This window comes from Saliphagus infecundisoli (assembly GCF_020177375.1).
Taxonomy (GTDB): domain Archaea; phylum Halobacteriota; class Halobacteria; order Halobacteriales; family Natrialbaceae; genus Saliphagus; species Saliphagus infecundisoli.
In genome coordinates this window covers 1-12,716 of the sequence record NZ_JAIWHV010000048.1, presented here as the reverse complement: position 1 = coordinate 12,716, position 12,716 = coordinate 1, and the positions used below count along the sequence as shown (strand labels likewise).

General features: G+C 60.0%; 14 protein-coding genes. 8 read left to right on the top strand and 6 right to left on the bottom strand.

Annotated features, from left to right (window positions below; translation table 11 throughout):
* Positions 1–278, top strand: a 278-nt coding sequence (locus LCF40_RS22120; RefSeq protein WP_224830300.1) for a glucuronate isomerase, incomplete at its 5' end; no start/stop codon positions are given.
* A gap of 141 nt (positions 279–419) precedes the next feature.
* Here the strand turns inward: LCF40_RS22120 and LCF40_RS22115 are convergent.
* The 3 genes from LCF40_RS22115 to LCF40_RS22105 form a co-directional block, all read right to left on the bottom strand.
* Positions 420–1,367: a dihydrodipicolinate synthase family protein gene (locus LCF40_RS22115; protein WP_224830299.1), complete on the bottom strand. Its 948-nt coding sequence runs from the start codon at positions 1,365–1,367 to the stop codon at positions 420–422.
* Between the two features lie 233 nt (positions 1,368–1,600).
* Complete coding sequence (locus LCF40_RS22110; RefSeq protein ID WP_114579339.1) at positions 1,601–2,044, bottom strand: hypothetical protein; 444 nt, start codon at positions 2,042–2,044, stop codon at positions 1,601–1,603.
* A 113-nt stretch (positions 2,045–2,157) separates the two neighbouring features.
* A complete protein-coding gene (locus tag LCF40_RS22105; protein WP_224830298.1) occupies positions 2,158–3,315 on the bottom strand; it encodes an ABC transporter ATP-binding protein in 1,158 nt (385 codons plus the stop codon).
* A gap of 131 nt (positions 3,316–3,446) precedes the next feature.
* Here LCF40_RS22105 and LCF40_RS22100 point away from each other — a divergent pair, with 131 nt between their 5' ends.
* The 7 genes from LCF40_RS22100 (at position 3,447) to LCF40_RS22070 (ending at position 10,635) form a co-directional block, all read left to right on the top strand.
* Entirely contained in the window at positions 3,447–4,370 is a 924-nt protein-coding gene (locus LCF40_RS22100; RefSeq protein ID WP_224830297.1) for a carbohydrate ABC transporter permease, read from the top strand.
* Positions 4,371–4,448: 78 nt separating this feature from the next.
* Positions 4,449–5,375 (top strand): carbohydrate ABC transporter permease, encoded by a 927-nt coding sequence (locus LCF40_RS22095; protein ID WP_224830296.1) that lies wholly within the window; start codon positions 4,449–4,451, stop codon positions 5,373–5,375.
* 138 nt (positions 5,376–5,513) lie between these two features.
* On the top strand, positions 5,514–6,872 hold the full coding sequence (locus tag LCF40_RS22090; protein ID WP_224830295.1) for an extracellular solute-binding protein: 1,359 nt from the start codon (positions 5,514–5,516) through the stop codon (positions 6,870–6,872).
* A gap of 640 nt (positions 6,873–7,512) precedes the next feature.
* Positions 7,513–8,955 carry a family 4 glycosyl hydrolase gene (locus LCF40_RS22085; RefSeq protein WP_224830294.1) on the top strand — a complete coding sequence of 481 codons (1,443 nt, stop codon included), beginning with the start codon at positions 7,513–7,515 and terminating at the stop codon, positions 8,953–8,955.
* A gap of 710 nt (positions 8,956–9,665) precedes the next feature.
* Positions 9,666–9,845 carry a hypothetical protein gene (locus LCF40_RS22080; protein WP_224830293.1) on the top strand — a complete coding sequence of 60 codons (180 nt, stop codon included), beginning with the start codon at positions 9,666–9,668 and terminating at the stop codon, positions 9,843–9,845.
* 152 nt (positions 9,846–9,997) lie between these two features.
* A complete protein-coding gene (locus LCF40_RS22075) occupies positions 9,998–10,273 on the top strand; it encodes an AbrB/MazE/SpoVT family DNA-binding domain-containing protein (protein ID WP_224830292.1) in 276 nt (91 codons plus the stop codon).
* 2 nt (positions 10,274–10,275) lie between these two features.
* Entirely contained in the window at positions 10,276–10,635 is a 360-nt protein-coding gene (locus LCF40_RS22070) for a type II toxin-antitoxin system PemK/MazF family toxin (protein WP_224830291.1), read from the top strand.
* 135 nt (positions 10,636–10,770) lie between these two features.
* On the opposite strand, the gene LCF40_RS22065 is transcribed toward LCF40_RS22070, so the two are convergent.
* The 3 genes from LCF40_RS22065 to LCF40_RS22055 all read right to left on the bottom strand — a co-directional run bounded on the left by LCF40_RS22065 (position 10,771) and on the right by LCF40_RS22055 (position 12,559).
* Entirely contained in the window at positions 10,771–11,190 is a 420-nt protein-coding gene (locus LCF40_RS22065) for an HVO_A0114 family putative DNA-binding protein (protein WP_224830290.1), read from the bottom strand.
* A gap of 34 nt (positions 11,191–11,224) precedes the next feature.
* On the bottom strand, positions 11,225–11,539 hold the full coding sequence (locus LCF40_RS22060) for a toxin-antitoxin system TumE family protein (RefSeq protein WP_224830289.1): 315 nt from the start codon (positions 11,537–11,539) through the stop codon (positions 11,225–11,227).
* Positions 11,540–11,644: 105 nt separating this feature from the next.
* Complete coding sequence (locus tag LCF40_RS22055) at positions 11,645–12,559, bottom strand: phosphotriesterase family protein (protein WP_224830288.1); 915 nt, start codon at positions 12,557–12,559, stop codon at positions 11,645–11,647.
* Positions 12,560–12,716: the final 157 nt, after the last annotated feature.

Genomic DNA, 12,716 nt, shown 5'->3' with positions numbered 1-12,716 from the left:
TCAGCGTCGGTCCCGCCTGGTGGTTCAACGACAGCCCGTTCGGGATCGAGGAGCACTTGGAGTACGTCGGCACCGTCTCCCTGCTCGCGAACTCCCCCGGGATGGTCAGCGACTCCCGGAAACTGCTTTCCTACGGCTCGCGCTTCGAGATGTTCCGGCGCTCGCTGGCGAACGTCCTCGGCCGACAGGTCTCCCGCGGCCAGGTCCCGATGGAGATCGCCCGCGACGTTGCCAGGGAAGTCGCATACGACCGTCCCCACGAGGTCTACGGCTTCTAGCGGCGCCGTGAGTAGCAGGTTTACCGGGATGTACAAAAATTCTCATGATATTATAGTCTACGGAGAACAACAAGTCGGCGCATCTTCAGAGGTTCGTTTTGTTAAGAGCGTTGAGCGATGACCGTCCACAACCCGTTTACTTCACGGCTCGACGGCGTCAAGCCGTTCGAGTCCGGCCTGAAGCTCCTCGTAGCGGTCGTCCACCCGCTCGCGGTCCGCCTCGGGCAACTCGACCAGCGGCTCGCGGACGGGACCGGGGTCCCGACCCGCAAGTTCGAGACATCGCTTCAGGACGGGAACACTGTTTGCGCTGGCATAGACGTTGTCCTCGCCGGACTCTGCGCGGAGGTTCATCAGCGGTTGGCTCAGGTTCCGGAGGCGTTTGGCGCGCTCGTAGTTGCCGGCCTCGAGGGCGTCGAACAGTTCGAGGCCCAACCGCGGTTCGAAATTCGTCACCCCTGCGGAGAAGCCGTCAGCCCCCTCTAAGTAGTAGGCTGGTGCTGGGGGTTCGGCCATGCCACAGACCCAAACCAGATCGTCGTCAGCCTGTTCGACGCACTCGGCGAACAGTTCGAGGTCCGGCACTGCCCACTTGATCCCGGCGACGTTCTCGTGGTCGGTGATCCAGTCAAGCATACGAACCGTCGCTTCCATCCCTCGAATGTATGGTACCACCCCGACGTCGACAGCGTCGGCGATGCGGTGATAGTACTTGGCGACGCCGGATTCGTGTTTGAACGTATGGTCCGGCGGCATCACCATGATTCCGTCAGCACCATTGTCGACGTGTGCTTGGGCGAGGTCGATTGCGCTTTTCGTGCTGCCGCCCGCGCCCCCAAGGACGGTCGCATCGTCACCGAGCGCATCACAGACAACGCGGACGGACTCAGCGCGTTCCGTGTGGGTCAGGGAGTGGTACTCGCTGATGTTTGCGCAGGCGAGAAACAGGTTGATTCCGTTGGTGTGGAGCCACTCAGCAGTCGACGCCAACTCGTCGTAGCGGATGTCATCCGTGTTTTGTTCGTCCAGGGGTGTGAGTAGCCCGGCCGCTACCTCGCAGAGACTATCGGCTAACGCTGCCCGGTGCATAATCGGTAACAACTGCCAAGTCGAACATAAATTTTCTGGGTGGAGATAGAAGGATGCCAACTTTAACGGCAGTATGCAGAGCGGCGAAGGCTGTCAATCACGATCTGGTCGAGTTAGCGGTATTACCGAAGGAACACCGGCGTAGAATCGCCTGATTAGGAATTTCCGAACCTGTCTGTCGCGGTCATTGGTTCGAACGGAACAGCAGAGATCGACAACCCGTCCTGGCGCTCTCAGGGTGTTCCGATCACCCGATGTCTGTTTCGCAGGTACACTGCGGAAACCAACGTGGTCGCGACGACGAGGGAGAGCACTACCGCGGTGGAAACGAGCTCTGGCGACCATGCGTTCGCGGGCACGAGAACGTAACCGAGAAACGTGAGTGAGAAGCCGACCACGAGATACCACCACCAGCGTGGGCGCCACGCCGCACTCCGATTGACGTGTACAGCGTCCTGAAAGATAGCGGGATACACGGCGACGGCGAGTAGGCTGCTGATAGCGAGGACGATACCGGTCAGGAGGTGGTTCAGACTGACGACCACATCGAGTAAAGCGACGGCCACATACGGGATCGCCACGAGCCCACTCGCCAGTTGTGCGGCGAGGACGTACCAGTACCGGGGTCCGGATCGAGACCGGCTCGATATACTGGGCGTCTGTGCTCGTTCGGGCATACGAGGAGTATCTGTACAGTCTCGTAAATCAGTTCCCTTTCGGCTACCGCGTCTGGAGTCCGTGAGCCGTCAGCCAATACGAGTCCGCTCGAAGTAGGTATGTCTCGCAATACTTAGTCGCTGGTCATCCCGCTGGCTCCGCCCTCAAAACTCGTGCGAGCGACCGTTTCATCGTTGACCTCCGGGTTGTATACTGCATCTCCGCTCTCTTGGTCGAAGAGATGAATTTGGTCCTCGGGGAATCGGATGGCAATCTGTTGCCCCTCGTCGGCGTACTGGTTGCCGTCCACTTCGATGGTCCGTTCCCGCCCGGCGATATCGGTGTGGATGTAGTTGACCGAGCCGAGCGGTTCTACGACGTTGACCGTCCCGTTGACGGTGTGATCCCCAACAGTGGCGACGATTTCGGCGTCCTCCGGGCGGATTCCAAGGACGACGTCGTCGATGCCCTCAACGGCGTCGAGTCGGGCGTCTGAAAGCGGGTAATCGAGGGACTCGTTGACGAGCCGGTCGTCCTTGAGTTCGGCTTCGAAGAAGTTCATCGACGGCTCCCCGATGAAGCCGGCGACGAACCGATTCGTGGGCTGGTGATAGCACTCGAGCGGCGACCCGAGCTGCTGGAGTTTGCCTTCGTTGAGGACAGCAATCTTGTCACCCATCGTCATCGCCTCCGTCTGGTCGTGGGTGACGTAGACGGTCGTGATGTCGAGGTTCTGCTGGAGCTCCTTGATTTCCGTGCGCATGTGAGCCCGGAGTTTCGCGTCGAGGTTCGAGAGCGGCTCGTCGAGCAGGAATACCTGCGGTTCGCGCACGATGGCTCGTCCGAGAGCGACACGCTGTTGTTGCCCGCCGGACAGTGCGCTGGGCTTGTCGTCCAACAGATCCTTGATGCCCATCATCCCGGCCACCTCCTCAACGCGGTCGGCGATTTCCTCCTTCGAGAGGTCAGAAATCATCTTCAGCCCGAATCCCATGTTCTGTCGTGCGGTCATGTGGGGGTACAGCGCGTAGTTCTGAAACACCATCGCGATGTCTCGCTCTTTTGGCTTCTGGTCGTTGACGACCTCCCCGTTGATCCGAATGTTGCCGCTCGTTGCGGACTCCAGACCAGCAATCGTCCGTAGGGTGGTAGACTTCCCACATCCGGACGGCCCCACGAGCACGAGGAAGTTACCCTCGTCCAGCTCGATGTTTAGGTCCTCTACCCCGATAACGGGGTTCGAGTGGGGGTCGTATATCTTAGTGAGGTTCTCGATGTGGAGGTCCTCCATGACTGGGTGTAACGATTATAATCGGCCGATAAATAATTTTCGCTCATAGTGGCAAACGGGGAACGATCCGCGGTCACGACCCGTCGAATTTTGCGAAGAACTTAAGTGCATTTTGGATAAGAGTCTCATAGATGGCATCACAAGAAGCCACAATGGGAGAAAGAGCGAGTCGGTTCTTTGACGAGGCCGATTGGTTCACCCGAGAGACGTGGGTCGGGTACGGCCTCGTGGCGCCGGCGACGATTTTGATGCTCCTAATCATCGTCTACCCGACGCTGCGGGCAGTGGTGATGAGCTTCCAGCAACGTTCGTTCCTCAATCCAGATCAGTATTCCTGGGTCGGGTTGGCGAACTATCAGGCCCTTCTCAGCGATCCAGTGTTCTCGGAGGCTTTCATACATACGATAATCTTCACCGTGGGGGCGGTCACAACGATGTACCTCCTTGGACTCGGTCTCGCGTTACTCCTCCGGAACAACCTCCCAGGACTCGGGATTCTCCGGAGCCTCTCGATGATTCCGTGGGTCATCCCACCGGTCGTCATCGTCATCATCTGGACGTGGATGTTCCAGGTTGACTACGGTCTCGTCAACCTCCTCCTCAAGCAGGTCGGCGGACCGAACAAGAACTGGTTTGGGGACTTCAACCTGGCCCTTCCCCTGGTGATGATGCTCCGTGTCTGGAAGGACACGCCGTTCGTGGCCATCGCATTGCTCGCGAGCATGGAGTCGATCCCACCCGAGTACTACGAGGCCGCGAAGATAGACGGCGCCGGCGCGCTTCAGCAGTTCCGCCACATCACGCTACCTAACATCTCGTACATCTCGATGGTGATGATCGTCACTGAGGTTATCGCCTCCTTCAATACCTTCCAGATGGTCTACATCGCCACCGGTGGTGGCCCAGTCAACCAGACGGAGGTCCTGGGGACGTACGTCTACCAACAAGCGTTCAGCGAGTACGCGCTCGGCTACGCCGCGGCAACGGGGATGGTGATGCTCGCGTTGCTCACCGTCTTTACCGCCGTGTACATCAAACTGGAGAACACAGAATGAACGAAAGCACTCCCGACGGATGGACTGAATCAACGGTCCACGAGACGACCGCGACAGCCATCGTGGTGGAGGAAACCCATGGCAAGTGAAACAGAGACTCCCCCGCAGGTAGAGGCAAGCACCGGGCGGTTCAGCAAATATCTCGACAGCGACCGACTCTTCGGCGAGGACACCAGCACCACACGTGCCCTCTTGATTTATGGGGCATTGTTTCTCTACTTCGTCTGGTTTCTCGTGCCAGTTATCTGGCTCGCGCTCTCGACCATCAAATCCGGATCGATTATCCAGGCGGACGAGCTCATCATCATCCCCAGCGCGGAGAACATCACCCTGGCACACTTCCGAACGGTGTTGTCGGATCCAACGTTCCTGCGGCTGTTCTTCAATTCCTCCCTCATCGCTCTGAGCACAGTCGCACTGACGTTGGCTGTCGGGATTATCGGCGCGTACTCACTGAGCCGCTTCGAGTTCCCGGGACACGCGGCGCTGCTGGTCAGCTTCATGGCGACCAAGATGCTCCCGCCGGTGCTTATCCTCGTGCCGTTCTTCCTGATGATGTACACCTACGGGCTTGTCGACACGTATTTGGGTATTATCCTCGCGCACACGATTCGGGCGCTCCCGCTGGCACTCTGGTTCCTGAAGGGATTCTTCGATGACATCCCGAAGGCACTTGACGAGTCCGCCCGCATCGATGGCTGTTCGCACCTCGGCGTGCTCTACCACATTATCATCCCGCTCGCGCTTCCAGGCATCGCCGTCGCAGCGTTCTACACGTTCGTCACCTCGTGGAACGACTTCCTCTTCGTTTCCATCCTCTCCCAGGGATCGGGCACGCGGACGCTCCCCTACGGGCTGTACATGTTCCAGAGCCAGACGAGCATCAACTGGGGTGCGACCATCACGGCGGCGCTCCTCACGGCGGTCCCGTCGATCGCCCTATTCAGCCTCGTGCAGAACAAAATCGTCGAGGGACTCGCCAGCGGCGGTATGCACGGAACCTGAATCACTACGTTCCTCTCTCAACTCTTCTGAGTGGATCTCCTGGCCGATTCCTTTCTCGAGAAACCCACTATCAAACGACAGGATAGTCCATAATCGAACAACACATTTATATCACCGTAGTCCATGAGTCAAAATCGCATGGGCGATGAAAGCTACAGCCGTCGGAAGTACATTGCAGCGGTAAGTGCTCTTGCAGCGACCGGGGCAGCCGGTTGTCTCGGTGGACTCGGTGGTGGAAACGGTAATGGGTCGGACGGCTCTAATGGGTCGAACGGCTCAAATGAGTCTGGCGGGTCGAACAGCAACTCCGTTTCCGTCTGGACCGACGCGTGGGACTCGGACGCCGGGGAACTCCAGCAACTCATCAGGGACAACACGGACGTGGACGTCGAGTTTACGGACATGCGGTACGACAATATCAAACAGAAGTTCCTGACGGGTGGTGACACCGGGACCCCCGACGTTGCCGAGGCGACCCCGAACCACCGTGGTGACTATATTAGCGCCGAACTCATCGAGCCGATGACGGACCGCGTCGAGGAACTCGACTACACCGACGGTTACATTGGCCTCGACGCAATGCGGTACCAGGACGATATCTGGGCCCTTCCCTATATCGGGAACGGCCGTGGGATGGTCTACCGCCAGGACATTTTCGAGGAGTACGGCGGACTCCCCGACAACTGGTCGGAATTCCTCGAGGTCTGTTCTTCCATCACAGCGGATCAGGACGGGATGCACGGCTTTACCATCACGTCCGAGAAGGGGAACACCCGAATGCTCCAGGAGTTCATCTCGTTCCTCTACCAGCGGGTCGACCGGATTTTCGAAACTGACGGGAATGGGGGATGGAGCCTGGCGGTCAGCGAGGACGACCTCGGGCAAGTCTTCAAGCAATACTATTGGGACCCGTTCTTCAAACACGACTCCCCGGCTACCAACCCCGACGCGCGGGGTATCGGCTCGCTCGAACATGACATCGCGTATGTGAACGGGAACTACGCGTCCGTCTCAACGGGTCCATGGGTTCCGGGCGTCGCACAGAACTCCGAGAACTCGAACAGCGAGGCGATGCAGAACTACCGGAACAGTGCCGCGACCCACAACCCCCGCATCGAAGGCGGGGAAATCGGCACCTACCGGGAAGTGAAGCCCATCTTCATGAACACACACTCGGACAACAAGGAGGCCTCGTGGCAGGTCATCAAAACCGGGACCAGCCCGGAAGGTATCCGCGCGTACCTGAACGACTACCCCGGGAACCTGCCGGCACACGAGGACGTCGAGTGGCAGGTGCCCGAGGACACGGACAACCCTGATTGGGCCGGCTTCCAAGAGGTCTTCGAAAGCGGGACGACCTACGGCTTCTGGAGTGTCAGCCAGATCTCGAGTACGTTCTTCGATCTGAGCCAGGCCGTTATCTACGACGAGACCGACCCGATGGACGCCGCCAGCGAACTCCACCAAGCGTGGTCTGAGAAGGCAGGCGAGATCTAAGGTCCCGAACCCGGCGGCTGACGCCGTTCGGCTGCCTGCGTTGCTCGACAGTTCTTGTTGGTTTCCACCCGCCCATCGGGCGACTGGCCATGATTTTACTGCGCGTCACCGAACCACCGGGCGCCACACCACCGTTGCAGACGGGACAGAGTTGCTTCCTCGCCGAGGACGGGCCATTGTCAACCGGCCCCAAAGGGCGGACCGACGACGCGCCCGCCCTGAGTACGCTCGTCTTGTCGCGACGTCGCCGAGGTCACGTCCAATCACATTGCCTCTGCCGACCGACCGCACCGGCACACACGTCAGTCCGGAACCATAATATCGGTCGAAGCTATGCAAGTCGGTCCTCAGAGCGCCGAAGGCGCGTCGGGCGGGGTAGGTGATGGAGGTGTTTACGGTCTCCGAGCGGTGACTGTGCGGGTTGACCAGCTGTGCTTTCGAACGAGTAGGTCGGGGCACTACTCGGCTGGCTCTCAGAGCACACCTGGCGTACCGCCGCCGAAGAGCAGGCCGAAAGCCAATGCTCGTCCTAGAGTACCCACGTCGCTGTCTCGGTGTTTGCAGTCGCGGACGCACCGAGATTGCGGCCATGCGTTCCCATTCCAAAGTTTGTTTATCTCTCCTCCATAATCGGATTCGTATGGAAGCTGCCAGTACCAAGCGTAGCCAGCAAGCGGAGTCAGACGACCTTACCATCGCGTACGTTGGCGGCGGCAGCCGTGAGTGGTTCCCGAAACTCGCACAGGACCTCGCGCTGTCCGACGTGGACGGCACGATGCGCCTCTACGACCACTACCCGGAGAGCGCCGAGCGGAACGCGAAGTTCGGAAATTGGGTACAGAACCGTGACGAAGTCACCGCCGACTGGACCTACGAAGCCATCGAGGACGAGGACGAAGCGCTCGACGGTGCGGACGTCGTCATCCTCTCGACGCAGTTCGACCCACTCGAAACGTTCGTCCCCGACCTCGATATCACGAAGGATCACGGCATTTACCATGCCGTCGGCGCCACGATCGGCCCGGGCGGGATTTTCCGTGCAATGCGGACCATTCCCGATTACAGGCGGATCGCAGCTCGAGTCCGCGAAAACTGCCCCGACGCGTGGGTGTTCAACTTCACGAACCCCGTTCACTTCGTCACCCGGGCCCTCTACGACGAGTACCCCGACATCAACGCCGTCGGCCTCTGCCACGAAGTGATACATGCCCGCGAACACCTCGCGGAACTCGCCCGCGAGGAGTTCGGGATGCCGGACGCCGAGATGAGCGACATCTCTGTGAACGTCAAGGGTATCAACCACTTCACCTGGGTCGACGAGGCTTACTGTGATGGGACCGACCTCTGGCCCGACCTCGAGGAGTTCGCCCAGAACGAGCAAGCGAACCGGACGTTCACTTCCGAAGACCTCGAAGACGTCAGCCCGTTCAACGACGAATGGCAGGTCTCCTGGGAGCTCTTCCGACGCTTCGGCGTGCTGCCGTTCGCGGGCGATCGCCACATTGTTGAGTACGCCACTTCGTTCCTCCAGAACGGCAAGGAGGGACTCAATCGCTGGGGTGTCAAGCGTACCGGGAGCGACTTCCGCGCGAAGCACTGGGACCCCTCGGAGTCCGAACAGACGACGGACGTGACCGCCTGGATGGATGGCGAAGAGGAGTTCGAACTGGAGGCCTCCAACGAGGCGTTCCTCAACATTCTGGAGGGGCTCAACGGCGGCGAGCGATTCGTAACAAACGTGAACATGCCGAACCGCGGCCAGATGGAGGGCGTCGAACATGGAACCGTCGTGGAGACGAACGCTGTCGTGAGCGCGGGCGAAATCAAGCCCCTCTCGGCGGGGGGGTTCCCCCGTCCGGTCCGGAGTCTCGTGCAGCGCCACGTGGATACCATCGAGACGGTCGTCGAGGCCTCGCGCGACGGGGACGTCGACGAGGCCTTCGAGGGATTCCTCATCGATCCGCAGGTCCAGACGCTCCAGACCGAGGAAGCCGAAGAGTTGTTCACTGACCTCGTCAACGCGGAGCGAGACTACCTGGCCGATTGGGATCTCGAAGGCGCACGCGTCCTCGACTACTCGTGAGTGTAGCTGACCACTGATCTGCTCCTCTAGCGGTATCGACTCATTGTTTGTTTTGGCCCCCGCTAGCTGCTCGAGAGCGGTGTCAATCGTCGCTGTACGTTCAGTGAAAGTCAATGTGCCGGCTGAGAGCGTGGCGTCGTCTCCAGCACTCTTCGTCGGAGTTGCGTTCGAAAGTGTACGCTGGGACTGTGATGAACATGCGGCTGTCCCGGACCGCGAGCCGTGGCGGCCGACGCTTAGACAGAGGGTGGTCATCGAACAGACCACCAATTCATATTCAAATTAACTCTATATTGTTATTCTTATACTTCCTGCGAGATCAGCGGTTCGTGCCTTTCGAACCGGGATAAATAGTGATCGCCGAGAACGGTGATCGTGCCTTAGAGGCACGTCCAGTTCCGATGACCGGTTAACCAACGGATCGTCGTGTGGCGCGCTGTACTGGGGGAAAGACGGCTCAACGCGGGAGTATTTAATGGATACTGCTGGACGAGTGCTGGCGTCCCCGTCGGCGCGACGAACCCGACTTTGCTCAGTGATTCGTTCATTGTATCTTTGAAATTTCCTAAATTTTCAAAACTTTTTGCCTTCTATCAGTTTGTTTAGCATCTATCGTGGCGTGCTCAAGTGACTCGTCGATGTCGGGTCGCGTGAGCCGACTATAGATCGTCCGGCGTTGAACGCGGTACCATTCGGCGAGTTCCGTCTGCATGACTGACGAGGAGATCGCCGACACCAACGGCATCACCGATGAGCCCGACGACGTCATTGCGGAACTGCAACGCCTGGAGGACACCGGCGTGACGCGCGTTCTCGTCGGAACCAATGTCGGCCAGCCGGCGGGGACTATTCGGACGTTCGAGCGCGAAATCTTTCCATCTTTCAGCTAAACGGTAGCGCGGAGTCCCCTTCCCCGACGAAGTGAGCGAAGCGAACGGAGTAGGGAGGGGAGGAGCGCGTTCGTATAGCTGGGTGACCCTATCGAAGCAGACCAACGGCCGCCGCCGGAACCGTTTTGAGTATGGATATGATATGGATATGTATGCCTACCAGCGAGACCCGGCGTGTCGGAGAGCGAGGGCAGGTCACACTCCCAAAGGAGCTTCGTGAAGCGTTCGGACTCGAGGGCGGTGACGAGGTCCGCATTCGGGAAGAAGAAGGAAAAATCGTCATCGACAAGGCGGTCACACGCGAGCGCCTCGCGGAGGGGTATCGCCAGCGTGCCGAGCGCGATCACGCCCTCGCTGAAGAACTCGCGGGCGTCAGCCAGGAGGCGAACAGCTCTCTTGGCGACGCACCGGAGACGGACTCCGAGTAACGATGCACGTTCGCCGCGGAGATATCGTCATCGTCGAGTTAGATCCCACGCGAGGGTCCGAACAACAAGGCACTCGTCCCTGTCTCGTCGTCCAGAACGATATCGGGAACGAGAACGCTCCGACGACGATCGTGGTTCCGTTCACGACGTCCTATGGGGATGATCTCTACCCGTTCGAGGTGGAGATCTCGGCTGCGGAAAGCGCGCTCCGCGAGGACTCCGTCGCGATCTGTAGCCAACTTCGGACCGTCTCGATTGCGGACCGAATCGGGAGTGTTGTCGGGTCGATCCCCGATGAACGACTGGCGGAGGTCGACGACGCTCTCGAATACAGTCTCGGGCTCACGCCCCCGGCCCGCTAATCCCATCCGAGTCCGTCCGTGAGCGCAGAGTCACGAAGCCATGGCACGATCGACAGACCAGAGCCAGCGAGGTGTGTCCCCGAGGTCCGTCACCGAGCTGACTGGCGAGCGAACGCTCGAAACGGATTGGTGCAGCTAATCTGCGCTGGCGGGAGTGCTGTCTACATCGCCGTCGTCGAGAAGGGGGTAGTCGATGTGCATCTCGATTTTGTCGAAGGGGATAACTGGCTGGATCGCCCCGCCAGGGCCTCCCTCCTTGAGCTCAAGGATACCCAGCACCTCCAGCTGTTTCAGATCGGCATGGACATCGGAGACGTCGCGGTCGACGAGTCGTGCAGCTTCACGCATACTCGATGGGCGTTCTTTGGCGATCGCCTGGACGAGATCGAGGCGCAGCGGAGTGAGGTTGTCGACGAGATCGCCATAGGTTCCGAACTGCAGTACTGCACGCTCATCGCTTGCATCCAGTTCATCAGCCTCGGCAGTCTGGATAAACTGAAGCGTGTCCTCTCGGAGCTGTGCTCGGTCCCCGACGGTGATGTGAAGAGTGGTCATGGTTGGGTGTGTTGGATGTGTATTGTATTGCAGTTCAATAGGGACGGGGTGGGTCACCACCAATTGTGTCCCAGTATTCGTCAGCGCTGGCCCAAAACTCAACGATGAGTTCTTCCATACCAGGGAATTCGAGGTTTGCGTCCCCTGCAGCGGTGTGGAGTTCGTGGCCCTTGGTATCTTCGTGAGCGTTGTCGTAGCGGATGAGCGTCAGATCTTGCAGCGTTCCCAGATGAAGGGTGTACTTCCAGCCGGACGGGTAGGCATTGTTGTCGGTCGTCCGCCGGATGACGACGTTCTCGACGAGTCCGGCTTCGACGTGGGTGTAGCGGTGCGTGAGTTCGTGGCCCATCCCTCTTCTGTTGGTTTGTCGCCCAACACCGTAAGTGTGTTGGGTATGTGCCCAACAGCCACTCGGATGATGGTGAGGACTCGCAATCCTGCTAGGGGACGATGATTAGCGAGCGAACGCCCGAAGCGGATTGTCCTGGGTCAGCCGTCGCGTTTGGTCGGTGCCCACGGCGTCGCGGAGCTTCGGGAGGAACCTGTTCGGAAGGTACGTGTATGGATCGGGCTCGCCACCGCCGGGTTCCGAGGGATCGTACCAGCCGCGGTCCATGCTCAGGAGCACCCGATCGCCGAGCCCTGCCTCGAGTGCCGCCGTGATGCGCTCCAGGTAGTAGGCGTCGGGCTTCTCGCCACCGATACCGTCGTACTCGATCCATGCGCCGCGGTTTGCGACCGCGTGATGTGTGGATTCGTCGTCTTCTGCCTGGGTGTGAATCCAGACGAACCGCTCGGGATCGTAGCCCACCTCCTCGAGGACGTCGAGTTGGGTGTGGGCAACCGCTCCCGCGACGGTGTGGCTACCGATGAGGGCGCCGGTTTCCGCGCCCGCCGCCGCCGCAGCGCGGAGTATCTTCTCCTCGGTCTCGGTCATGCCGTCGTCGCTCGCCGAGAGCTTGATCCAGGCCGCGCGAATCCCCGTCTCCTCGATTCCCTCGGTCAACTCCGCGAGCATCCACTCGCGGATCTCGTCCTCGCTCGCCTCGACGGCCCACTCGGGGACGAAGGGTTCCTGGTAAATCCCTGTCGGGAGGACGACGGGCAGGCCGGTCGCCTCGGAGACGGCGACGTCGATGTCGGCGCGCCGACCCACGCCCGTCGGCGTGCATTCGACGAGTGCCGTGACGCCGGCATCTATTGCTGCCTCGATCTCCGGGCCCATCAGCTCGAGCACGTCCTCCGCCGCCGCGTCCCGCCAGTGTTCTGCCTCGATCGGTCCGAGGTCGACGAAGATGTGCTCGTGGGGCAGGAGCAACCCCAGCTCGTCGGCGTGTAGCGTCCCCTGTGTCGTGATCAGCCGGGTCATGATCGACAGGAGGTGGAGAGCAGGGTTAGCGGTTGCTGTCCGGTCTCTGTCGACGGTCGACGCCACGAGTTCGAAACAGTGCACTGGACCTGTGACGAACGTGAGGCTGTCCCGGGCCCCGAGGTCGGGACGGCCGACGCGTAGACGGGTTATATTC